The organism is Brachybacterium saurashtrense (assembly GCF_003355475.1).
GTDB classification, from domain to species: Bacteria; Actinomycetota; Actinomycetes; order Actinomycetales; family Dermabacteraceae; genus Brachybacterium; species Brachybacterium saurashtrense.
In genome coordinates this window covers 3,622,620-3,646,069 of record NZ_CP031356.1, presented here as the reverse complement: position 1 = coordinate 3,646,069, position 23,450 = coordinate 3,622,620, and the positions used below count along the sequence as shown (strand labels likewise).

At 67.5% G+C, this 23,450-nt stretch carries 20 protein-coding genes and 1 pseudogene; 8 read left to right on the top strand and 13 right to left on the bottom strand.

All coding sequences use genetic code 11. The features are described from left to right. Nucleotides 1–2: 2 nt before the first annotated feature. The gene (locus DWV08_RS16365) at nt 3–947 is read right to left on the bottom strand and encodes an ABC transporter ATP-binding protein (protein ID WP_162801605.1); all 945 of its coding nucleotides are present in this window, start codon (nt 945–947) and stop codon (nt 3–5) included. 316 nt (nt 948–1,263) lie between these two features. On the opposite strand from DWV08_RS16365, the gene DWV08_RS16360 reads away from it, so the two are divergent. Then, nucleotides 1,264–2,967 carry a restriction endonuclease gene (locus DWV08_RS16360; protein WP_162801604.1) on the top strand — a complete coding sequence of 568 codons (1,704 nt, stop codon included), beginning with the start codon at nt 1,264–1,266 and terminating at the stop codon, nt 2,965–2,967. Nucleotides 2,968–3,015: 48 nt separating this feature from the next. On the opposite strand, the gene DWV08_RS16355 is transcribed toward DWV08_RS16360, so the two are convergent. From DWV08_RS16355 to DWV08_RS16345, 3 genes are all read right to left on the bottom strand, one after another. Further along, nucleotides 3,016–4,761 (bottom strand): hypothetical protein, encoded by a 1,746-nt coding sequence (locus DWV08_RS16355; protein WP_115414782.1) that lies wholly within the window; start codon nt 4,759–4,761, stop codon nt 3,016–3,018. Nucleotides 4,762–4,837: 76 nt separating this feature from the next. Next, nucleotides 4,838–6,526: a UvrD-helicase domain-containing protein gene (locus DWV08_RS16350; protein ID WP_115414781.1), complete on the bottom strand. Its 1,689-nt coding sequence runs from the start codon at nt 6,524–6,526 to the stop codon at nt 4,838–4,840. Next, the gene (locus DWV08_RS16345) at nt 6,523–8,130 is read right to left on the bottom strand and encodes an ATP-dependent nuclease (RefSeq protein WP_115415078.1); all 1,608 of its coding nucleotides are present in this window, start codon (nt 8,128–8,130) and stop codon (nt 6,523–6,525) included. Before DWV08_RS16345 ends, DWV08_RS16350 begins: the two co-directional genes overlap by 4 nt. A gap of 701 nt (nt 8,131–8,831) precedes the next feature. Here DWV08_RS16345 and DWV08_RS17455 point away from each other — a divergent pair. The 5 genes and pseudogenes from DWV08_RS17455 (at nt 8,832) to DWV08_RS17200 (ending at nt 11,655) form a co-directional block, all read left to right on the top strand. Continuing rightward, nucleotides 8,832–9,083: a recombinase family protein gene (locus tag DWV08_RS17455; RefSeq protein WP_115414780.1), complete on the top strand. Its 252-nt coding sequence runs from the start codon at nt 8,832–8,834 to the stop codon at nt 9,081–9,083. Nucleotides 9,084–9,128: 45 nt separating this feature from the next. Further along, nucleotides 9,129–9,611: a recombinase family protein gene (locus DWV08_RS17450; RefSeq protein ID WP_115414779.1), complete on the top strand. Its 483-nt coding sequence runs from the start codon at nt 9,129–9,131 to the stop codon at nt 9,609–9,611. Nucleotides 9,612–9,680: 69 nt separating this feature from the next. Beyond that, on the top strand, nt 9,681–10,247 hold the full coding sequence (locus tag DWV08_RS16330; protein ID WP_162801603.1) for a recombinase zinc ribbon domain-containing protein: 567 nt from the start codon (nt 9,681–9,683) through the stop codon (nt 10,245–10,247). Between the two features lie 52 nt (nt 10,248–10,299). Then, nucleotides 10,300–10,986: pseudogene (locus DWV08_RS17445) on the top strand (recombinase family protein); the annotation flags it as partial. A 357-nt stretch (nt 10,987–11,343) separates the two neighbouring features. After that, nucleotides 11,344–11,655 carry a hypothetical protein gene (locus DWV08_RS17200; RefSeq protein ID WP_241237440.1) on the top strand — a complete coding sequence of 104 codons (312 nt, stop codon included), beginning with the start codon at nt 11,344–11,346 and terminating at the stop codon, nt 11,653–11,655. Nucleotides 11,656–11,667: 12 nt separating this feature from the next. On the opposite strand, the gene DWV08_RS16320 is transcribed toward DWV08_RS17200, so the two are convergent. The 6 genes from DWV08_RS16320 to DWV08_RS16295 all read right to left on the bottom strand — a co-directional run bounded on the left by DWV08_RS16320 (nt 11,668) and on the right by DWV08_RS16295 (nt 18,310). Continuing rightward, nucleotides 11,668–12,831: a helix-turn-helix domain-containing protein gene (locus tag DWV08_RS16320; RefSeq protein ID WP_115414776.1), complete on the bottom strand. Its 1,164-nt coding sequence runs from the start codon at nt 12,829–12,831 to the stop codon at nt 11,668–11,670. Next, on the bottom strand, nt 12,824–13,546 hold the full coding sequence (locus DWV08_RS16315; RefSeq protein ID WP_127097511.1) for a hypothetical protein: 723 nt from the start codon (nt 13,544–13,546) through the stop codon (nt 12,824–12,826). The genes DWV08_RS16320 and DWV08_RS16315 overlap by 8 nt, the downstream gene beginning before the upstream one ends. Before the next feature lie 108 nt (nt 13,547–13,654). Continuing rightward, nucleotides 13,655–14,311 carry an FHA domain-containing protein gene (locus tag DWV08_RS16310; protein ID WP_115414774.1) on the bottom strand — a complete coding sequence of 219 codons (657 nt, stop codon included), beginning with the start codon at nt 14,309–14,311 and terminating at the stop codon, nt 13,655–13,657. A gap of 88 nt (nt 14,312–14,399) precedes the next feature. Continuing rightward, nucleotides 14,400–16,313 carry a protein kinase domain-containing protein gene (locus tag DWV08_RS16305; RefSeq protein ID WP_115414773.1) on the bottom strand — a complete coding sequence of 638 codons (1,914 nt, stop codon included), beginning with the start codon at nt 16,311–16,313 and terminating at the stop codon, nt 14,400–14,402. Between the two features lie 39 nt (nt 16,314–16,352). Further along, on the bottom strand, nt 16,353–16,664 hold the full coding sequence (locus DWV08_RS16300) for a hypothetical protein (RefSeq protein ID WP_115414772.1): 312 nt from the start codon (nt 16,662–16,664) through the stop codon (nt 16,353–16,355). Nucleotides 16,665–16,759: 95 nt separating this feature from the next. Then, entirely contained in the window at nt 16,760–18,310 is a 1,551-nt protein-coding gene (locus tag DWV08_RS16295) for an outer membrane protein assembly factor BamB family protein (protein ID WP_115414771.1), read from the bottom strand. 579 nt (nt 18,311–18,889) lie between these two features. Here DWV08_RS16295 and DWV08_RS16290 point away from each other — a divergent pair. Continuing rightward, nucleotides 18,890–19,927: a transporter substrate-binding domain-containing protein gene (locus DWV08_RS16290; protein WP_115414770.1), complete on the top strand. Its 1,038-nt coding sequence runs from the start codon at nt 18,890–18,892 to the stop codon at nt 19,925–19,927. A 160-nt stretch (nt 19,928–20,087) separates the two neighbouring features. Here DWV08_RS16290 and DWV08_RS16285 read toward each other — a convergent pair whose 3' ends face one another. The 3 genes from DWV08_RS16285 to DWV08_RS16275 form a co-directional block, all read right to left on the bottom strand. Beyond that, nucleotides 20,088–20,318 carry a sulfurtransferase TusA family protein gene (locus DWV08_RS16285; RefSeq protein WP_115414769.1) on the bottom strand — a complete coding sequence of 77 codons (231 nt, stop codon included), beginning with the start codon at nt 20,316–20,318 and terminating at the stop codon, nt 20,088–20,090. Nucleotides 20,319–20,363: 45 nt separating this feature from the next. Next, the gene (locus DWV08_RS16280) at nt 20,364–21,431 is read right to left on the bottom strand and encodes a YeeE/YedE family protein (protein ID WP_115414768.1); all 1,068 of its coding nucleotides are present in this window, start codon (nt 21,429–21,431) and stop codon (nt 20,364–20,366) included. Nucleotides 21,432–21,593: 162 nt separating this feature from the next. Beyond that, the gene (locus DWV08_RS16275) at nt 21,594–21,902 is read right to left on the bottom strand and encodes a hypothetical protein (protein WP_115414767.1); all 309 of its coding nucleotides are present in this window, start codon (nt 21,900–21,902) and stop codon (nt 21,594–21,596) included. A 269-nt stretch (nt 21,903–22,171) separates the two neighbouring features. Between DWV08_RS16275 and DWV08_RS16270 the strand changes: the two genes are divergently transcribed. Continuing rightward, nucleotides 22,172–23,422, top strand: a complete 1,251-nt coding sequence (locus DWV08_RS16270; RefSeq protein ID WP_115414766.1) for an MFS transporter — start codon at nt 22,172–22,174, stop codon at nt 23,420–23,422. Nucleotides 23,423–23,450: the final 28 nt, after the last annotated feature.

Genomic DNA, 23,450 nt, shown 5'->3' with positions numbered 1-23,450 from the left:
GATCAGGATCTGATTGGGCTGCCCCGAGGGCAGCTCGCCAGGTCCGGGTGGGCCAGGCCCTGCTCTCCCGGGATCACCAGCACGAGAGCCGCGAGGATGAGGGGCATGGCCACCACGAAGCCGGCGAGCGCGCGGTCGGCCCAGAGGATCCGCAGTTGGCGTCGCCCCTCCACGGAGGCCTGCCGCCGCAGCGACGGCGAGCGGGGATCCTCACCCAGCTCGGTGCGTGTGCTGGCCATTCGGCCGATCGGTGTGCGCACATCGCGCACATAGCCGGCCGAGGCACGGAACCGCGAGACCGTTCCCTCCGGATCGGTTTTGGTCGCGGCGACGACGTCACCGAAGGTCTGGGCGCCGAAGTGGGGACGCGCGTCGTCCGGATCCCCGAAGAAGGAGACCTTCCCACCGGGGGCCAGGATGAGCAGGCGGTCGCACAGATCCAAGCCCTCCGGCGAATGGGTGACCACCAGGACGGTCCGTCCGTCGTCGGCCAGTCGGCGGAGGGTCTCCATCACCTCGGCGACGAGATCAAGGTCGAGACCCGAAGTGGGTTCGTCGAGGACCAGCAGAGAGGGGCGGGTGAGCAGTTCGATCGCCACCGAGACACGCTTGTGCTGCCCGCCGGAGAGGGAGCTGATACGGGTGTGCTGGTGCTCGGTGAGGCCGAGCTCCTCGAGCACCTCGCTCACGCGTCGTTCCCTGTCGGCGCTCGGGACCTCGGGATCGAACCGGAGCTCGGCGGCATACCCGAGTGCCTGCCGCGCCGTGAGGTGGTGGTGGACGACGTCATCCTGAGGCACCACGCCTATGCTGCCGCGGAGGCTTTCCAGATGCTGGGAGAGGTCACGCGCGTCGTAAAGGACCTGCCCGGACGTTGCAGGCTGGGCTGCGGTCAGCGCATTCAGCAGGGTGGTCTTCGCTACGATACCCCCTATATTTTCTCGCATTGAATCCTGCTTTGAACAAGTATTCATCCGTGCACATCCGACCATCCGGAGCTCCCCGTGAAAGCGCGTAGCATCTCTGACGCCTCGACGGCTCGACACGGCTTCCCTCCCCGTTCTCGCCGACCTAGAAACATCACCACGGACACGGGACTCGTGAGCCGGACGCTCAACACTCAGAGACTGCGACCTCGGGATCACGCTCTGAATCCGCCCTGCCAGAGTGCCGAACGAGGCGGGGCAGGCCTTGCGTCGAGCCCGATAGGGTGAGCTCATCGCCGGCATGCGCGGCCATGAAGCACGAAGGGAGCGGGCTCCGATGACACGCGTCGCTTGGGCACGATATGAGGGCAACGACGTCGAGGCTGTCGTCGCGATGCTCATCAACCGGGAACGGCCAAACTCTGTGCGGATCACACCCTCAAGAGGCGATGGCGGGGTCGACATCCTCGACAGAGGCGCGGCCGCGAACGGCGGGGATGTCGTCTACCAGGTCAAGCGCTACACGGGGCCGCTCTCAACGACTCAACAGAACAACGTTGAGGAGTCGTGGACTCGGCTGCAAACCGACCCTCGGTGGGCCACTCTCAACGTCGAGGAATGGCATCTAGTCACGCCCTGGGATCCGACGCCGGAAGCTGACGCTTGGCTACAAGGCCTCGACGACAGAGGGCGCACTGTAACGTGGAACGGCCTGGCATACGTCGAGGCCCTCACGGCAAAGTACCCGGAAGTCATCGATTACTACCTGGATGGCGGCAAGAGCCGCATCGAGCAGGCCTACCAAGCAGTCGTTGCCCTGCTCGCTCCCGCCGACGCAGGTCAGAAGCTGGACGTCCCCACCGTTTCATCCCGGTTGGCGACAGCGCTCACGGTCCTCGACGGAGATCCCCACTACCGGTACGAACTCCGGCTTGGAGAGGGAGAGCTGCCGGGCCTGGTCAAACGGCCGAACCTGATGATGACGTGGATTCAATCCGACGGGCAGGGAAGGAAGTGGCAGGCCGTCGACGTCATCGCTCGATGTGCAGCCTCGGCCACGGAGCGTCCGATTGTCATCTCCGGGGCCGTGAGCGCGGAAGGCGGTTCCGATCTGGCGACGGCTCTTCAAGACTTCTTCGATTACGGCGCACCGTTTGCGGTACCGGCTGGCGCATTTGCAGGCAGTATCGACGCGCCCGGCGGTCTCGGCGGCCCCTTGACGAACGCGGCGATGCAAGTCCTTCCGGTTGACGACGAGGTGGGAGCTGACCCAGACCTCATCCTCGCAACCCGCTCCGCCGAGGGTGTGCCTATCGCCGAGACCGAGGTGACCCGGATTGCGCGAAGCGAAGGCACGAAAGGCCTCCGGGTGGTTCTGCAGCAGAAGAACCACGTCTTCACCATCGAGGACCGCTACACGGCGTCGGAGAGCGGAAAACGAGAGTTCCGGTTCGGCGACTACTCGAACCAGCCCGCGTCGGACGTAAAAACTGCTTTGGCCTTCATCACGTCAACGTCACACCCGAACACCGTCTACGTGCGACGGAAAGGCGCCCCTCCCCTGAGCGCGACCGTCGACCCGAACTGGAATATCGACTTCCCCGATGAGATACGCGAGGTCCTCAACGGCGTCGCAGCTCCGGTTGACGCGCTGGCACGGCTGCAACAGCACACAGGCACCATCGTCCGAGTTCCAGACCTGACCGAGACCACCTTCGCTCAGGTTGCAGAGTGGCGGCGCGCGGCCACGATCCTCGAGGGGAAAGTGGTCATAGCTGCTTATCCCAAGGGCCACGCCCTGGGGGTCGAGCTGCCAGCCGAGGTCGACACGATTCCGGGTCTGCTCGCAATCGACGTCCCCCTTGAGGTCACCATCGGTGAACAGACGATCCACTTCGGCACGGCTCGCATGTGGATCGAAGACGCAACCATCCTTGAACGACGCGAAGTCGATGGCCGGTCGGTGCACTGGCTCACGACGCCCAATCGGCGCGTCCGATTCTCCTTACCCATGGAGCATTCAGACGACGCAGCAGGTTGAGCCTCCCTGGTTGCCCCGGCCCGGTTACGGATCAGCCGAAGTTACGGATCAGTCGAACGAGATACTCCCGGGGGTCCAGTCAACGATCTTCGCCGTCGTGACGCCAGCGTCGGCTCCGGGGATCAGTCGGAAGGTATCTCCAGGGTGGAGGGCCGCGGGATCGATCCCTGCTTCGAACTGGACTGAATGCGCGGTGCTTGCGAGAGGATGGTCGATCGTGTAAGTCCGGTTCCCGAGCTGGAACACGGGTTCTTCTACCTTGACCAGGTGGCCGCCGGAGGCGACGTTCGCGGCGACTTCCTTGATGCGCAGTGCCTCGGCAGGATCCTCGGGCACCCGGAGGGTGACCTCTGCCCAGTTCCATCGGTGCGCGGTGCCACCGTAAATCGAGGCCAGGAGCGAGAGGTAGCGGAACTGACCGTCGGTGATTTCCTCGATTGAGGGCATGACGAGCACGGCCGCCGTGTGAGCTTGCAACTGGACGAGATGCTGCGCCACCGGTAGATGAATCGCTTCCAGCGCGGTCGGCAGGACTGTTCCGTGCGTTCGAATCAGTGACTGGCCGTTGCTGGTTTCCACGGAGATGACATCGCCTTCGCTGATGCTCAGCAGGGTTTCGAGCTCATCGCGGACAGCCTCGGGGTTGCGCCCATCAACGTTCCCCATCTGCACCTTTGCGTCAGTGTCCTCGCCCTGCTTGAAACGCAGCTCGAAGTTGAGCGCTCGCTCTGGTGTGTCGGCGACCAGACGCAACCAGCCAGTGTGCGTGCCGACCGTCCGTGCGGCAACGACCAACGGCAAGCGGAACCGACTCTCCCCGTCGCTTGTAATGCAGCGGAGGTAGAGCGGTGGCGCGTCGTCGCGTCCTCTCTCGATGAAAGAGACCGTTGATTCGGCTGGCTCGTCGTCGGAGAAGGGACCGCCGACGGTGGTGGTTCTGACGTGCGCGCCCTGGAACGGAATGCCCCATTCGGACCACGCTCGCACGGCGTCATGTTCAGGTGTGCCCGGCGCCGCCAGGAACTCCATGTTCAGGATGATGGGATCGATCTCGACGGCATCCACGGAGCGCGGCACGACGGACTCGTATTTCCACCGAGCGTCTCCGAGATAGGTCATCCGGTGATAGACGGCCGGATCGTCATCAGACGGCAGCGGAACGTCATGGGCGTTAGCCGCCGTGCGGGTGCCGTGCTCAATACGGTAGTTCTCGCTGACCGTGTCACGGATGACGTCCAGCGCGTCCTGCCGGGTCTCGATCGCATCGAGCATTGTCAGCGATTCGCCACGCTCGACCGGCGAAGATGCCAGCATCGCCTTCTGGCTGATGAACTGCTCCAGCACCCCTTCACCGTGAACGAACCGCTGCATGGTCTCGGGATAGCGGTCCGCGAGACCAGCGATGAAGGCGTCGCTGTCCCACTGGCACGAGAACGATGCGTCCGCGGTGAGCTCATCGAACAGAGTGATGCGCTCTTCGGTCGGTGTCCAGGGCGTCACGAGGTGGTAGCGGAAGATCTGATGTTTGCCTGGTGTGACATGTTCTTCTACGAGCCGTTCCCAAGACTTCTTGACCTGACGGAACTGGCTGTCGGTCATCGCGGTCGTGAAGCCTTTGACCTGCCAGATCTCGAGGCCATCGTCTGTCGAGCGGAGGATGTCGATGCCGCCATCACCCTGTGACGGGTTGACCTGCCGCGCGTCGGTGTACTCGCGGCGCAAGAGGGTCGCGATAAGAGACTCGATCGAGTCTCCGCTCCGCTGCTGAATTAGCGGCCAGTCGTAGGTGGGCACAGTTCAAGACTACGAACTGGGTCGGAGACGTTGGGCGGGACGCACGCTGCTACGTGATGTGCGAGTCGGCTGTCGGTCAGCGCCTGGCGATCGCATCCCACGACGCGGTCCTGAACCATTGAACGAGCCCATCTGTGTCAGTCAGGGTCGCACGCAGCGCAGAGGTGAGGAACCGCGAGGGTTCCTTAGCGAACACTCTCCCGTTCAGCGCGGGGACCGCTGCCGCGTGGGACAGGATGAGCCCGTGCCGGGCGCGTGACATCATCACGGAGAGGACGCGCGCCTCTTCTCGCAGGGCCTCGTCGCTCTTTGCCTCGAAGAAGGGAACGTTGCCGTCCTCGAGGCCGATGACGACGACCCAGTCGAACTGCTGTCCTTTTCCGGCGTGGCCGGAGAGCAGGTGAACCCCTGGCTTGGTGAGCAGGGTCGAGTTGTCACCGACTCGGATTCGTTTCGAGATCTCGGCCAGGGTCAGCCCCTGCGTGAGCAGTTCGAGTACCCAGCCCAGGGCGTCGGCGAGCGCGAGCCGATCCGCCGGATCCTGGATCTGGTGGAATTCGGCGAAGTCCCGCAGGAACTCGATCGAGTCGTCCGCGTCGAGAACTGCTGCAGCGTCCATGCTGGCCAGGACCGACTTGACTCGACGTGCGGTATCGGTATCCAGCACGCCGTCGTCCCACCTGTGAACCTCGAACCCTTGCTCGGCGGTGAACGCGGCGTCCGCGAACCGTCGTCTCGAGCCGATGCGGGAGATGACGCCGATGCGCTGGCCCGGGGCGCGGGACAGGATGGCCTTCGCGAGCTTGACGAGCCACCCCGCCTCAGCGTCTGCGGTCTGATGGCTCACTTCGACGGCGATGCCACCGGATGGCCAGGTGTCGGGGGCTGCGCAAGTGAGCGCGGTTCCGTGCGTGAGCGGCACTAACGCGTTCACCGCGGCGAGCACGGCCGGTGATGAGCGATGCGACTCGGTCAACTGGACAACCTCGCCTACTTCGTCGGTGATCTGTGCGTACACCTCTTCGGGCTTGGCTCCAGTGAATCCGTAGATGCCCTGGGCGAGGTCGCCGGCATAGGTGGTGCGGCCGGCGCCGATCCGTTTGATGATCCGCAGCTGCTGAGGGGTGAGGTCCTGGAACTCATCGACCACGACCGCGACGAAATGCACCCGGTACAGGTCTGCCACTTCGTCGCGAGCGAGGATCAACTCGGCCATGCGCGGCAGATCATCGTAGGTGAGCTGCTGGTCCTGTACGCGAAGCTGCTCGATCTCGAGGGCGTCGACGTTTCCGTGTGCTTCGACAAGCCGGAGCACGTCAGCGTCGTTCACGGGGTCCTGCTTGATGCATTGGAGCACTTTGTCGACTCCGGCGGCTTGTCCGTAGTTGAGTCCGGCGCGCTGGCACTGTTCCTTTACCCAGTCGTTCTCCGGCAGAGTCCACTCTGGGTCCAAGCCGATCGCGGCGGCGTGCGATCGGTACAGGCGAGCAGACAGCCCGTGGAAGTTGATGACGGTCACCTTGTCGCGGAGCTCTGCTGGGGTCAGGTAATGGCGCAGGCGTTCTCGGATGTTGTCCTTCGCGCGGTTGGAGAATGTGGCGACCAGGATGCGTCGGGCCCCTGCGGCAACACCCCGACGGAGCATCCCCTGCACGCGCAGTGCGAGCGCTTCGCTCTTGCCACACCCTGCTGGTGCGACGACGAGCATTCCCATCTGGTTGCTGTCGCGGATCTGGACCTGTGCTGCGGTGGGCTGGATCTTCATAGCGAGGCCTCGACCTGCGACAGCATCCCCTCGATGCTACGAATCGCACGCGCGGCGGCCTGGTCGAGTAGCGAAACAGCGACCAGCGCCGCGTTCACCTTGTACGACCTGCAGAAGCTCGCCACGTCGGCATCGGTGAACGTTCCGCCCGGACCGGTAGCCCGCAGCGCGCGTAGCTGGTTCGGTTTGAAGAGGGTGGAAGCGGCCAGAGCGGCTTGAAGGGGCGCTGCTCCGATGGCGGCGACGTACTCGTCTTCGAGATCCGCTCGCGAGACCCACACGAAGTTGGCGTTCAGGTCCGTCGGCTGCACGCCCAGTTTGGTGGCGGTGGCTGTCTCCGCGTCCGCGTCGATCAGCAGGGACAGTGGAACGTCGAAGCCGCTGGGGCCGAACAGGGTGTTGATCGCGCCCATGTCGCCCGCACCGTTGGTTTCGATGAGGGAGACCCCGAGCCGGTCGAGGGTCCGGCTGGTGAGGTCCGCAGCTCGCTCGACAATGATCCGGTCGGCGATGCCTTCGACTGCGATCACGCGGCGGGCGGTGAGCGGCTCGAGCCTGTCGCGAACCCACCAGCGCACGGTCAACCGTTCATCGCTGGTGAGAAAGCCAGCCAGCGGCTGTACCAAGACGCCGCCGGCCTTGACGACGACGATGGAGTCGGGATCGAACGCGCCGACGATATCCGGTGAGTGCGTCGCGATGATCTTCTGGCTGCTGCTGGCTTTCAGCAGGCGCGCCAGACTGCGCTGGCTGGTCGGGTGGAGGTGGATCTCGGGTTCGTCGATTCCCACGACGTTGGCGCCCGAGCTTGTCAGGTCGTACAGCGCGATCGCATACAGGGCACGCATCCCGTCGGACTGTGCCGTGAGATCCCGCAGCGTCCCGTCCTTCTGGATCTGCAGGCGCACGTCGCTCAGGACATCCTGCTCGGCCGATGAGCCGGGCACGAACGTTAGATCGTCGGTGTCGATCGCGGACGGCAGTGCCTTCGTCAACTGCGTGGCAAGGTCTGTACGGACGCCTTCCATCACCGTCGACTCCGACAGCACCGTCGCCAGTTGCTGCACGGCACCGTCGAAGTCCGCCTTCTCGGCGCCCAGCTCGACTGCTTCCAGGAGGTCTTTGAGTGCCGAGCGGCGATCGTCGCGGAGTTCACGCGCCTGGCTCGTGGCGCTGAGAAACCGCCATCCGATCGCATCGAGCTGCGCCCTGGACAGCTGACGTCGGGTGCCCGCGCCCACGGCGATCCGCTCGACGTTCAGCGTCTCGTTCGCGTCGATGCTCGCGCTCAGGCGAAGCGCCAGCGTTCTGGCCCCAGTGATCGCGTCGATGTCGATCTCGTCCGGAAACGCCGCCTTCTCATCATCCGAGAAGTCCACAAGCTCGACCTCCACGACGAACTCGCTGTCGGCGTCTCGGAAGTCCTCCCCGGCGATCTGCGCGTACAGCTGAGCGGTCGACGCCCCGAGAACGAGCTGAAGACAACGCAGCACCGAGCTCTTGCCCACGTCATTCGCACCCACCAGCACCAGATGGTCGCGGATATCGATCGAGACATCCGCGATACGACTGTGATTCGCGATGTGCAGACGAGTGAGCTTCATCGGGTCCTCATCCCCTAGGGCGAGCGTTCGCCCGCAGATCGACTGCCTCGAAGTCGCGAAGCAGAGTCCCATTCTGGCGAAGGAGTCTCCGGGAGTGCTGCTCGTACTGGTCTCGATCTGATAGCTCTTTGCGAGCGCGAGGGCGAGCGACATCGCGTCCCACCGTTCCACCCGCAACGGCCATCACAGCCTCGGCTCAGACAGGGCTGCGGTCCTGGGGGGACGGCCAACGACACGGACCGATCGTCCTCCTCGCGCGCCAAGCGTCAATCCTCGGCGTCCAACATTACCTGGCGGTGACGCCGGTCGCTTTTCTAGGCTCAGAACGTGGGTGCGATCGACTGGGACGGGATCTACGGGGAGTCAGACACGTTCTTGCCCGTCGAGGACGTTGAAGCAGCCGAACGGGAAGCTGCGGCGGCAGTCTACCCGGCGGGTGACGAATCGTTGCCTGACCTCGATCTGGAGCGCGCTGGTCGGCGACGTCATGACCCGCAACAGCTAGGAATGGCAGCCAGGACGAACACGACGAACAACCCCACAGCGCTCACGACGAAGATCTCGCGCACGGCCTCCTTCGCAGGCCGGGAGGGCAAGACATCGCCGTCGCGGGACACACCACTAGTCATACCGGGAACATTAGGGACGACCACGGACATTTCCGCTCTCCTACCTTGGGAGAGGGAGACAGAGGTGTAGTGATGGGGCAAGCGGCGGTGTATCTGCGGATCTCGCAGGACCGCACCGGCCTGCAAGCCGGCATCCAACGCCAGCAAGAAGACTGCGCCGCCCACGCGGCGAAGCTCGGGTTCACCGATCCGCAGGTGTTCATCGACAACGACGTGTCCGCGTTCGATGGTGGCCGACGGAACGGGTACGACGCGCTGGTCGCGCAGGTGCGGGCCGCGGTGAGGCACATCGTCGTCTGGCACGTCGATCGCCTCTACCGGTAGCCGCGTGAACTCGAAGACCTGATCGATCTGGTCGAGCAGCACCCGGTGCGGATCGAGGCCGTCCGTGGTGGCGGGTTCGATCTGAACACCGCCGAGGGCCGGCTCATGGCCTGGCAGCTCGTCGCGATCGCCGCGTACGAGTCCGGGCACAAGTCCGACCGCGTCAAACGCGCCAACAAGCGCCTCGCCGAGCAAGGCGCCTGGCACGGCCCCGCACGGTTCGGGTACGGGCCCGGCGGCGTGCTGATCCCGGAGCAGGCGGCGGTGATCCGGCAGATGGCCGATCGGTTCCTCGCTGGCGAGTCTCTGCGTTCCATTACCGCCTGGCTCAACCGCTCCGGCATCCCGCCCCTGCGCGCCGGGACCGGGACGTCTGGGCTGTGGCACCCGTACACGGTGCGCAGCGTGCTGTCCTCCGCCCGCATCTCCGGGCAACGCGCCTACGCTCCCGACACGCGGGTGGTCCCCGCGGGTGGGCGGGAGATTCTCGGCCCGGGTGATTGGGAACCGATCATCCCCCCGGAGTAGACCGCGCAGATCCGGGCGATCCTCACCGATCCCGCCCGCCGCCGCTCCACACCGGCCCTCCCGACGCTGTTGGGTGGGATCGCGCGGTGCGGGAAGTGCGGCGCCGGGCTCACCATCACCGGGAAGCTCTCTCCCGCCGGCGAAACGCGGCGATACGCCTGCCAGAAGAACCCGTCCCGTCCGGAACGTGGCGGGCTGAGCATCAACGCCGCCCATCTCGATGCCTATGTCACCGAACGCGTCCTGCACCGCCTCACCCATCCGCGAGTCGGCGCGGGCAACGCGTCGGCCAGCGGGCCACTGCGGCAGGTCGTGAAGATCAACACACGGATCGGTCAGCTCGATCAGGACTACCAGGACCGTGTCATCACCCGCGGGGAACACCGCAGCGGGGTCGAGGCCGCCGCTGCCGCGCTTCGCGATGTCGAGCGGCGCCTGGTCACCGCCAAGGGGGCGATCGCCCTCTACGCGGCGCCGATCGGGAACCGGCACGCGCTACAGGCCTGGTGGGACGCGCTGGATGTCACCGACCAGCGCGCGGTCATCACCACGCTGATCACCCGCCTCCGGATCGTTCCCGGACGCCCCGGGCGAAGCTTCGACCCCGGCCGCGTCCGCATCACCTACCGCCCCTGACCAACCGCCCACCCGCGGTCCGGTCTGATGATCGCGCCCCCGTGGGAAGCAGGTGCGGGCTGCGCCTGCTCGGAGTATCCCCATCAGAACAACGACTGCGCTGCTCTACCTGCGGATCTCCGCGAACCGCACCAGCGAACACGCCTCCATCGAGCAACAACGAGCCGACTGCACCGCCCTCGCCGCCCACCTCGGCTACACGCGCACGATGGAGTTCGTCGACGAAGCCGTCTCCGCCTACCAAGACCGCGCACGCCCCGCCTACCAGCAGCTCCTCCGACAACTCGAGGAATCCGAAGCGGGAACGATCCTCGTGTGGCACCTGGACCGTCTCTACCGCAAACCCCGAGAGCTTGAACAGCTTCTCGACCTACTCGACATGCGCCCGATCCGGGTGGAGTCCCGTCCACGGCGGATGCTTCGACCTCAACCGGCACGAGGGACGCCTGTTCGCCCGTCAACGCGTCGCGTTCGCGAACTACGAATCCGCCCACAAAGGCGCGCGGGTTGCGCGAGCCCAACAGCAGCGCGCGGGCTACTCCATGGAGGACGCCACTACGGGTATCTCGACGATGGGTCTCTCCACCCGTCCGAGGCTTGGACGCTGCGGCGCATTGTCCATGGTTACCTCGCTGGCCTCTCCGTCGCCGTGATCGCCGGCGAGCTCACGGACGCCGGCATCCCCACTCCCGCCGGTGGAATCTCCTGGCGCCCGACGACAGCGCGATCGATTCTGACCAGCAGCCGGCTTCACTCTCAACGCGGACCTAACCAAGGGACATGGGAAAGGGCTATCACCCCCGACGAATCTGCGCTGATCCGCGCCATCCCACTCGCGCCTCGACGCGACGCCACCCGTTCATCAACGACGCTCCTCGGCGCGCTCGCACGCTGCGGCACGTGCGGTCACCGACTGGTGAGCACAGTCACCAGCAAAGGGCAACGCGTGTATCGGTGCCGAGCGCAACCCAGCTCGTGTGGCAGCGTCGCCGCCGACATGCGCCGGGCCAATCGAGCAGTCATCGCTCAGCTTGGACGGCTCCAGTCCTCAGCGTTAACGTGTCTTCCGGTGCGCGCTCCCGCAACGCTTCTCTCGATGCTCGAAGCCGCATCGACAGAGATGCTAACTGCCGCGGAGCAGTACGGTGCGGGCAAGATCACGCACAAGGCGTTCCTTCACCGGCGCCTTCACCCCACGTCGATCATCGCCGAGGCCGACGCCGATCTCCGCAGGCACCTCAGAGGCAGACTCCTCCGCCAACACCCAGAAGCTGCGTCGACCATCGGCGTCCTGACGGCCGGCCGCCAGCGCACGATCGTCGATGCGCTCGTCTCAACCTTGATCGTTCAGTCCGGGCGCTCGGGTAGGCATTTCGACTTTCGCATCGAACTGCATCCCCGCAAGTGATGGCACGCAGTCCTATGCCTGGGGTGGGTCGCCGACGATCCGTAGAGCTGGTCGGGGGTCTTCCGCACCGAGGACCTCGCGCACCCGCGCGGGGTGCCATTTCAGCTCTCGTGCAAGGTCGGCCTGCCCGTAGCCTGCTTGATCGGCGAGCCCAGACGCCTGCGCGAGCATCGAGGGCACCTCTCCGGGGTAGACGTTCACGGGTTCGGGTGTTTCCAGTCCCGAGCTACGCAACTGGTTCAGCTTCTGATACCCGCGCCGGATCGATGCATCAGAGACGGTGCCGGTCTCCTTCATCCGCAGCAGCAGCGAGTCGACGGAGACACCCCAATGTCGCGACAACTCGTCCAGCCGAGACAAGTTCACCGTGCGTGGCAGCAGGTTCACGATCTGGGAGCGCGGCGTGAGGAACTCAGCGGCGAACTGGTCCGCTTCGCGTTCTTGCTGCTTGTCACCCGGTGCCGCCTCACCGTGCAGCAGCACGTGTCCGAGCTCGTGCGCGATCGTGAACCGGTACACGAACACGGACTTCGCCCGCTCCGGGGTGACCACGATGACTGGCCTTGCCAGGTGCGACGTAGAGAATGCACCAACACGAGCAACATCCGCGTTCGCCATCGTGAGCAGACTGACGACGATTCCGTGCGACTCCGCCAGTGCGACCAGATGCTTCACCGGCTTCAAGCCAAGCCCCCACTGCGCGCGAAGGGCCTGGGCAGCCGAAATCGGGTCCGCGTGCCCCCGGTCGATCGGTGGCAGATCGACCTCCGGGAAGCGGACCTTCTTCTCCAGCGCGAATGTCAGCTCCCACACCTGCTCGATGAACGCGATCGCCTTCGCGCGGTCTCGCGCGGACGTCGAACGCAAGCTCCGGAAGTGCGCCTGTGAGCCGTCCACTCGACCGATCGGCCGGCCGGTTGCGAAGTAGTCCACGGGCACGTGCAGTTCGCGTGCGAGCACGGGCAGGAGGTCACGTCGGGGCGTAGAGGACTGTGACTCGTACTGACCGATGGCCGCGGGTGTCACCCCGACGAGGTCGGCGAGCTTGGCCTTCGACAGGCCTGCCGCGAAACGCGCCTGCGTCAGGCGTGCAGGGTCGAAGCTGCCCGCGACCGTACCGAGGTCAGGGCGATCGGATGGCCCGACCAGGGAGAACAGGGTGTCCCGGTCATCCATGAGCGCCTCCGTCTGCCTCTTCCTCCTTCACCCCCAGCTGAGGGCGCGGGATAGGGCCGTTCGAGAAGCCCTCTTCCTCTGCAGGCTCGACATCCACCAACGAGTCCGATCCGACGTCGAGCAACGACTCCATCGATACAAAGGTGAGGTAGCCATCGGCTCCCAGAGTCGCCTCGCCCCAGTCGATGCTGTGAAGCGCAGACGAGTTGCTCGCGTAGGGCACGACGACCACGCGGTGAGACGTCAGCGTCTCTTCGAGCGCCTTGGCTTCGGCGTTGAGAAGCTCTCGCTCCTCCTCGGTCAGTTCCGGGTGCTCGTACTCAATGTCTAGGCGCTGCTGCGCGAGATCCCGTTCCTGCCTAAAGAGGGAGATACGCGTGTCCGACACCGCGAAAGGACGCGATCCGATGTCCGTGGAGCGCTCCCTGGCGAAGCGCCACGGGAAGAGGACCACGCCGTTGAACGAGACCAGCTTGTAGCCCCGCCGCGGGATGATCTCAGCCGAGGGAAGCCGCCCGAGCACCGCCACAAACTCATCCAGGCACTTACGCCAGATCTGCCCGTACACGCCGGTGTGCTTCATGTCGGCTTCCGCCTGCGCGTTCGCCATCTTCTCGTGGCAGTCGCGGATGATGGCCGAGATCTGCTCCCGCACCAGCACTCCATCGGCTCCCAGCGCCCGCAACGCCCATGCACGTCCCTCGTCGATCGCCACCTGAGGCTCCCTTCATCCACCTACAGAGAAGGTATCACATCACTTTAGTTTTCGACGCCAGTCGCTCATTGCTGATCAGCGTGTCGTCGTCGATAGTCGTTACTGGCGTCAGATCCGCCATGTGGTATTGCCGGTGCCGGAGCCGCCGATGACGGCCATGAGGGCGCCCGGGGCCAGGCTGAAGCTGACGTCGTCGAGCAGAGTGCGACCGCTGGGCAGCGTGACGCCCAGGCCGACGGTAGCGAAACGGACCTCGGTGCCCTCGATCAGGCGGACACCGCTGGCATCGACCTGCAGCCGGCTCCCGCCGACCATGAGCAGGCTGTCGGCGTCGATCTCCGCCCGGGTGATGCGATGGCCGTCCACGTAGGTCCCGTTCACGCTGCCCAGGTCCTCGACCACCGGGCTCGGTCCATCCCAGCTGATCCTGGCGTGCCGACGCGAGACCAGGAGGTCACCGAGCCGAACCTCACAGGCGTGGTCCCGTCCGATGAGCACCTCATGGAAGGCACCCCGGCCGAGCGCCGGGGAGGGCGCACTGGTCTCGTGAACGAGATGCAGCACGGGCCCGGCCGGGCCCAGCTGCATAGACGCCGGAAGCGTCCCGGTCACGACGCCGCGGATCCTCTCCCCCGCGAGAAACGTGCCGTGGGTGCTGCCCAGGTCCGACACTTCGCAGGTGGCGCCGAGGTGGCGGATTCTCGCATGGGAACGCGAGACCAGCGGATGGACCACCTGGACCCGGTGCTCGTCGGAGCGCCCCACGCAATCGCTGTCGCCGGGGGCGAGGGTCAGCTCGCCATCCGCCCAGAGCAGGCGAGCCTAGGGAGCGGACGGGCTGCCGAGCGGGCTCTCATTCATCGGCGGGCTCGGGGACTTCCTCCGGCAGTCCGAGCAGGTGGACGTCACCGAGGACCAGATACGCTTCTTCCTCCTCGAGCGAGGTGTACTCGATGCGCAGACGGAGCGCGTCTGTCACGTCGATCCGCAGCTCCACCGGGTTCCCGACCTGTACCCGCTCCGACCACACGCTGCGGCCGTCGAGATAGACATCGACCTGGACCGTCTCCCCTGCGCCCGTCGCATCATCGGACCGCCCGACTAGGGCCACCATCTCGCGGTAGCCGCGACCGAGGTTCCATTCACCGTAGCCGTCGTCGTCCCAGAGATCCGAGACGACCGATCGCGGGTACGTCTCTCCGTCCAGGTGGGCCAGGTCGGTGTCGAAGCCATATCCGTCTGCCGTCTCAAGGGTGTCCAGGTACACGGTCACCGGCTGTCGCGCGACCGTCACCTCGACGCTGTCCGGCACCTCCTCCCCTTCCGGGACGGTCTGCGCGAGGATCGTGTTGTCCACCGTGTCCGGATCGAGCTGCTCCACCACGGATATCTCGGTGCCCGGCAGGGAGAGCTTCGCCTCGGCGAGCGACTGTCCCACCAGATCGGGCATCGCGAGGACCTCCTCCGGGGACGGTGACGGCGCTGCGGTCGCGGACTCGCTCTCGCCTGCGTCATCGCCCGTGGGATCGCCCGCGGCGACTCGCGTCGCCTCGACGGTCTCCTCGACCGAGTCTCCTGATGGCGCAGTCTCACCGCCCTCCGTGGCCTCGGTGGAGCGCTCTGCGGCCTCGTCAGGGGCTTCGTCCGAGCCCCACTGCGAGTACGCGAACACCCCACCGGCACCGCCGAGGACCATGAGCGCAGCGGCCACCGCGAAGAATCGCCGCATCCCGCGGGAGCGGCCGCGCCGCACACTCTCCTCCTGCGGAGCGGCCTCGGTCACCCTTGCGCCGCGCGGCACCGGGGTCATCCGGGCCGTGGGCGAGGAGAGCGCGACAGTGGGAGAGGCGCCGGTGTCCGCAGGGAGCGCGGCCGTCGGGGAAGCGGTGTTCCGGGGCACCAGCGGCACGGTCGGCAGCGGATCGGTGAGTTGCGGAGCGGGACGCTCCCCCGACAGACGCTGCTCCAGCTGAGAGAGATAGAGCGCGACCTGTGCCGCCGTGGGCCGTGCGAGCGGATCCTTCGCGGTCATGTCGACGATCGTCCGCCACAGGTCCTCAGGGATGCCCTCCGGGCGCGGCACCGCGTCGTCGGCGTGGCGCCGCATCACGGCGAGCTGACTTCCCCCTTGAAAGGGCGTGACTCCGCAGGCCAGCTCATAGAGCATGATCCCCAGCGAGTACACGTCCGCGGCTCCCGTGGGCACCTTCCCGTCCGCGATCTCCGGGGCGGCGTAGTTCGGGGTGCCCATCGGCACGGTGGACCTGGTGGCCGCTGCCGCATCGGCGATGCGTGAGATCCCGAAATCGGCGACCTTCGGCACCCGGCGTCCCCCGGTCGTGTCGAGCAGCACGTTCTCGGGCTTGAGATCGCGATGGATGAGTCCAGCCGCATGGACGGCGGCCAGTCCCGAGGCGACGGCTGCGCCGATGGACGAGATCTCAGCTGGTCGCAGCGGACCGTGCGAGGCCAGCTCTGCACGGAGGTCATGGCCTTCGACGAGCTCCATGACGATCGCCAATGTGCCTCCTTCGACGACCAGGTCGCGCATCACCACCACATGCGGATGGTCGACCCCGGTCAGTGCCGACCTCTCCTGGACGAACTTCTGCACCAGCACCTGGTCCTCGGCGAACTCGGTTCGGAGCACCTTGATCGCGTAGGGGTTCCCCTGCCGGTCGCGGCCTCGGTACACGACGCCCATCGCGCCGGCCCCGAGCCGCTGGTCGCTGAGCAGGTAGGAACTGCCCACGGGCCGTTCGTTCATTTCGAGCTCCTTCTGGTTTTGGTGCTGGACCGAGTGTGATCAGCAGTTCTCCACGATGAAGGCGTCCACCCGCTGCAGCGGGCCCTGCATCATGAGGTAGTTCTGCAGGACGGTAGGGAGCTCCGCCCCCACCTGGGCGTCCATGAGCTCGGCGACGCGTTCGGTGTCGGCGCGGATCTCCTCGGGTGCTGCGGCGGCCAGCTCGTGCCACATGTTCGCGAGGTCGCCGACGGCGGTGCCGCCCTGTGCCACAGCGCCGAGGGGATCGTCCTCGAATCTCTCGACGGCCTCGCTCATCGAGGTCTGGTAGCGCTCCTCGTAGGTGGCGTGGACGTCGCAGTACGCGGCCACGGAACGTCCACCGGAGCATCCGCTGAGCACCGCGAGTGAGAGCGCGACGACGGCGACGGCTGCCGCATCTCGCTGGCGGACGCTCCAGGGGGCGTTCATCGCAGGCGCGTGATCTGACCACGCTCGGCGTCGAACGTGACGAGCATCGACCCGATGCTCACGACCTCGTCCTCGGTCCTCAGGCGCAGAGACCACAGCTCGTCCCCGTTGCCCGCGTCCATGGCGCGGAGCCGATCCTCGTCCGTGGTGTAGATGACGTCGGTGGCAAGCGTGACCGGTCTTCCGCGGAGCCGGTGTGTGCGCTCCCCGGTCTCCGCCTCCACGAGAACTGCGCTGTCCTGGACGTGGACGACGAGCTGTCCGTCGACGGTCTGCTCGAATGCCGACCAGAACGGCTCTTCGTACTCCTGGTCCCACATCTCGTCCCCCGTGAGGGGATCGATGCGCATCAGGTACCGGAAGGGTCCGTCGTCGCTTTCCACGTACTCGGAGAAGAACAGCATCCGGCCCGTCGGCGAGGCGACGGCATGGAACATGTCCGGCTCCGCGGACCACATCACCCCGCCCTCCTCGTCGAGCCCATCGAGGTAGTAGATCCCCGAATCGGCGTACTCGAAGCGAAGGATCATCGAGTCGAAGGTGGGAAGGAACATGACTTCCTCCCCCTCGCCGACGAACCAGTCCGGTTCGAATCCGGTGTCGACATCCAGCCACCACTCCGTGCCGGCGGTGCTCACCCGCACGAAGTCTCCGACGATCTCGGTGGTGTAGACGTCCGGGATGTTCGCAGACCACACCGGATCACCCTCGAGGTCCGAGGTGTCGAGCCGCACGAGCCCGCCGTCGCGCTGCACCACCACCGCCTGGGGCGGCGGGACGTGGAAGTACGCGGTCTCTGCCCCGTACTCCTGGGCGATGTAGGCATGCCCGCGCATTGTGGTCTCGGAGACGACCCGTCCATCACTCGGGTCGAGTGCGATGAGGTACACCTCGGTGGCGTCCCAGGTGCGATCACCCTCGCTGTCGACGGCCGAGTCCGTGACTGCGACCGTCAGATGCCCTTCGGGAGAGACAGGCAGCAGCTCGGGCCACGCCATCGGGTCTATGCCGAGCGATTCGAGCGGGACGGTCCACGTCTCCTCGCCGGTCTCCCCATCGACCATCGCGACCCGGCTCGGCTTGCTCTCCCCGGTGGAGAGGTAGATCGCCGCGAAGGTTTCCTCGCTGACTGGGACGAGGCCGGAGATATCTGTTATCTCGTCACGGCCCTGGTAGGAGTACGTCCACGCCTCTTCGGGCTGCTCCCGGATGCTCTCGACCGTCGGCACCGAGGCACTGCCCGCAGAGCCGCCCAGGAGACGGGTCGCAGCGATCACTCCGGCCATCGCGACCAGGAGCACGAGCACCACGGCGATCACGATCACTGTGATCAGCCCTCCCCTCCGGCGACGCCTCACGGGGCCATCGAGCGGGGCACCGTGGGGGGCGGAATCTCCCTCAGCCGGTGCGGGTGTTCCGTTCCCGGGCGGCGGTGGGAGGGGCGGCGGGGGCTGCATTCCCGCCGCCTGGGCTCGGGAGGCCGACGGAGGCGCAGTCGCAGAGCCTGACCGGCTCGGGGACCAAGGCTGGGGCGTGTTCTCGGACATCGGTGGCCTCTGCGAGTGTTCGGGATCGGGTTTCTGCCGCTGACGAGGCCAGTCTCCTCAGCCCGGGGCATCGTCGGCTGCGTTCGAGATCGACCCGAACAGTTCCGGACACCTCGGAGCCCACAGGTGGACTGCCCCGTGATCGACGGAGCCCGCCGCGAAGAGCCAGGCAGTACCGGACCGAGTCGGCCCTGCCGTCCGGGAGCGTCCGAATCCCTCCGGATCGCAGCGGATCCATTGCCGCGATCCCGGAGACATCGTGTGATGAGGCGAGCCATCATGATTCCGACCACGTCGGGCGGCTCGGCGGCCCCGCAGCGGAGGCGGCGCCGGCACGCAGCACCGCACGAAGGCTGCTCGGAGCTCAGCCCGCGACCGCCCCGCCATCGAAGAGAGACCCATGTCGCACACTCCTCGCGCCACCCTCGCTGCAGTCGCACCCCCACCCGCTGTGAATCGCGACGGCGATGCCTGCCAGCAGTCGATCTTCCGGACGGGAATCCGGCCTCCCCGCGTCACCCCTGAGGGCGCAGCGGGACGGGCCCGTGGGTCACCGATCGCGCAAGCACGGTGACGACAGTGACCCGAAACGTCTGCGCGCGTCGCACCGCGCTGGCCGGCCTCGCCGCCCTTGCTCTCTCCGCCTGCTCGCGCCGCGACGCGACCGACCTGTCTGCCGAGAGCGGCCCGCCGTCTCCGTCGGCCTCCTCTGTCCGCCGGGACGCGACGCCTTCCTCGGCGGCCGCTCCCACCGAGGAGAGCACGAGCCTCGAGAGGCGGCAGCCGCTCTCCTACGAGGAGGTCATCGCCTCCGGCCCCCTCGCCGAGGAAGGGGCGATTCGCAACAGCACCTGGGCAACGGGCGTGCGAGACCGGGGCACCCTTGTCCGAGGAGGGACGCTGCACAACCCTGTCTTCTCCATCTCGATGAGCCCCGACGCGACACCGCGCGGATTCGATGCCGGGATCACCCAGCTGCTGGCCCGCTACCTCCTCGGTGCGGGCGGCGAAGAGCAGGTGCACTACATCGAGTCCTCGGTGGACACCCGCGAAAGCCTGCTGACCAGCGGCTCCGTGGACTGCGTGGTGGCCACCTACCTCATCACGGAAGAACGCCGTCGATTCGTCGACTTCGCCGGCCCGTACTACCTGACCGGCACTGCGATCCAGGTGCGGACCGACGATGCCTCCCAGATCACCTCTCCCGCGGATCTCGCCGGGAGGGATCTCGTGACCCTGGACGGCTCCGCGGGGCCCGAGGCGATAGAGAGCCATGTCCCCCGACCCCGAACCGTCCAGATCCTCCCGGACAACGAGAGCTGCCTGCTCATGCTGGAAGAGGGCCGCGTCGATGCGTACGTCTGCGACCAAGGCATCCTGTTGCGCAACGTCGTTGCCGATGCTGCCGTCGCCGTCGTCGGCGAACCGATCCTGACCAGGCCATACGGGATCGGGCTTCCACGGGGCGGCGATGCACGTGAGTTCGTGGACACCTTCCTCGAACAGATGGTCGCCACGGGAACCTGGACGCACCTGTCGGAGGCCATTCTCGGACAGATCACATCAGGGCCGACGCCTGAACCGCCCTCGCCAGGCGACCCAGGTTCCACGCTCTGAGTGCCCCGGCGACACCGATGCCACCATTCAGCGTCGGCGGGTGATCGTCGTCGCCTCGTGTCCGGCCCCCATGGGCTTCGAGGCCGACCGCCGACTCCGCCCCCACGACTGACGGGCCCCGCCGCGGATTTCTCGCGGCGGGGCCCGTCAGCCTCAGGGCTCAGGCGCCCTTGCGCACTGTGATGGTCCAGCCCGCCTCGCCCACGCGGTCGAAGTTGACCACCTCGTGGCCGTCCTCCGCGGCCCACTGGGGCAGGGAGTCGGTGGCCTGGGTGCAGTCGAAGCCGATGATGAGGTCGTCCCCGGGGTTCAGCTGCTGCATGGCGCTCTTGGCGTCGATCAGCGGGAAGGGGCAGACGGCGCCGTTGGTCTGGAGGGTGTAGGCGGGCATGAGGGGTCCTTCCGGTGGGAGCGGTGAGGGCGGTGGGTCGCCGGCTCAGGCGGCCGGGGTGAGGGTGGGGGCGGGGCGGCTGGCGGCGGCGGCCTTCTGCGGGCGCACCAGGAACAGCCAGGCCGCGCCCCAGGTGCCGAGCATGATCGCCACGAAGGAGACCCAGCCCTGGTAGCTGAACAGGCTGGTCTCCACGAGGGAGTTGCCGATGGTGCAGCCGCCGGCGAGCGCGGCGCCCACACCCATCGCGACGCCGCCGCCGGCGCTGCGCAGGATGGTCTGCGCATCCGGCACCCGCCAGCGGAACTCGCCGGAGAGCTTCGCCGCGGCGAAGGATCCGAGCAGGATGCCGAGCACCAGCATCACGGACCAGTCCACGAGGGTGACGTCCCCGGTGGTGAGGAAGGTGGCGATCTTGGCCGAGGGGGTGGTGATGCCCAGGCCGCCGTTGCGCCCGGCGGCGGTGGAGAGCACCCAGGCGGCGATCGCGAGCAGGCCCAGCAGCACGCCGCCCACCCAGGGGTTCCAGGGGATGTCGGCGAGGTAGTGGCCCAGGCCGCTGCGGCGGGCGGGCAGGCGCACGGCGGTGCGACCGGCGTTGGCGCGCACTTGGCGCACCACCAGCACGGCCACCAGGGCGCTGAACGCGATCGTGGGCACCCAGGCGCTCACGCCCAGGGTCTCCTGGATGGTCGCGTCGCCCACGGTGCGGGCGCGGGCGGACTCGGTGAAGCCCTGCAGCGGGCCGTACTTCATCACGGCCGCGAACAGGGCGTAGAAGATCAGTGCCACCCAGGAGCCGATCAGGCCCTCGCCGGCGCGGTAGTAGGTGCCGGTGGCGCAGCCGCCGGCCATGACGATGCCGATGCCGAACAGCAGCCCGCCGCCGATCACGGCCAGCGGCGCGAACTGCGCCGCCTCGGGGGCGATCACGCCGGCGCCCGTGAGGAGGACGACGCCGACGGCCTGGATCGCGATGGCGAGCAGGAAGGGGGTGAAGTAGCGCGTGGACCGGGTCATGTACAGGTCGCGGAACGCGCCGGTGACGCAGAACCGGGAGCGCTGGAGCACGTAGCCGAGCAGGGCGCCGAGGAGGAGTCCGGTGACGATCATGCGGCGACGCTAACTTATGAGACTCATAAGCGAAACCCGTGAGTCGGGGGATGAACGGTCCGGCGAGGCGCACGACGGCCGACGCCGCACCCCCGTGCGGGCCCGCACCGATGACCCCGCCGCGCAGCGGCCGACAGCGCCGAGGTGGGGCGCTTCCCGGGGTCAGCGCATCCCGCCGCGGCGGGCGAGCTTGTCCTTCATCTCGGCGACCGCGCGGCCCATCCCGGTGGGCTCCGGCTCCTCGGGCAGCTCCACGTAGTCCACGATCGAGCGCATGGTGGCCAGGTCGATGCTGGGCATGCCGCCCTCGCGGAGGGTCGCGATGCGCTGGCCCACGAGCTCCTCGAGCTGTGCCGCCGCCTCCTGGCCGCGGCTGCCGCGCACGGACTCGAGCCGCTCGCGCAGGAGCCTCGCCGCGATCGGCGAGGTGGGCACGGGCTCGGGGCTGCCGGAGACGGTGATCTGTTCCATGTGGGGTCCCAACGGGTCGCAGGAGAGCCGCGGCCTCCCTGACCGGGCGGCCACGACCGGCTGCTGAGCACAGTACCGCCGCCCACGGCCGACGGCGCGGACCGTCCGCGCCCCGTCGGCCCACCCCCGTCGACCGACGATGGCTTCCCGCACACCGCCCGCGGACCTCCCTGGCCCCGCTCCCCCGCCCGCCACTACGATCGAACCGTCCCCCTCTCGCTTCCAGCGTCGGCAGCGTGCCCCACCCTGACCCGCGCTGGAGGCTCCTCATGTCGCTCCCCACCCCCTCGGCCTCGACGGCGCCGCTCTCCCGCGGCCGCCTGCGCCTGGTGATCCTCGCGATGGCGATGGGCGCCTTCGCGATCGGCACCACCGAGTTCGCGTCCATGGGCCTGCTGCCGCAGATCGCGGACGATCTCGAGGTCTCGATCCCGCAGGCCGGCATGCTCATCACGCTGTACGCGCTGGGCGTGGTGGTCGGCGCCCCCGCGGTGACGATCGCGGCGGTGAGGATGCCCCGGGCAAGGCTGCTGATGCTGCTGATCGGCCTGATCGGCCTGGGGAACCTGCTCTCGGCGATGGCACCGAGCTTCAGCGTGCTCGCCGGGGCGCGCTTCCTCTCCGGCCTCCCCCACGGCGCGTTCTTCGGCGTCGCCTCGCTGGTCGTCGCGCGTCTCTCCCCCGCCGGGCAGCGGGCCCGCTCCGTCTCGCTGGTGATGCTGGGCCTGACGATCGCGACGATGCTGGGCGTGCCCGCCTCCACCGCCTTCGGCCAGGCGGTGGGCTGGCGCTCCGCTTACGTGATCGTGGTGCTGGTCGCGGCCGTGAGCACGCTGGCGATCTGGCGCCTGGTGCCCGAGCCCGAGAACGCCGGGACCACCGGGTCGATCCGTGCCGAGCTGGGCGCGCTGCGCCGCGCCCAGGTGTGGTTCGCCCTCGGCATCGGCTCCATCGGCTTCGGCGGCATGTTCGCCGTGTACAGCTACGTGGGCGAGATCGTGCCGGGCCTGATGGGCCTCGGCGAGCGCGCCGTGCCGGTGGCGCTGTTCGTGTTCGGCGTGGGCATGACGGCCGGGAACATCCTCGCCGGCCGCCTCGCGGACCGCAGCGTGTACGGCACGATCTTCGCGGGCCTGGTCGGGATGGCGCTGAGCCTGACGGTGTTCGCCCTGGTGGCCGAGCACGCGATCGCCGGGATGGCGATGCTGCTGGCGATCGCGGTCACCTCCCAGCTGATGGGCCCCTCCCTGCAGCTGTTCCTGCTGGACGCCTCGCCGGACGCCCCCTCCCTCGCCGCGGCGCTGCACCACTCGGCGCTGAACATCGGCAACTCGCTGGGCGCCGCGCTCGGCGCGGCCGTGCTCGCGGCCGGCTGGGGCCTGGTGGCCCCGTCCTGGACGGGCGTGGTGCTGGCCGTGCTGGGCCTCGGGATCGCCGCCTGGTCCTTCGCGGTGCACCGCCGCCAGCAGGCCCGCGCGGCGGCGACGCCGCCCCGGGTCGAGGAGCCGGCCGCCTGCTGAGCGGGCCCGCGCCGCAGCTCGCTCCACG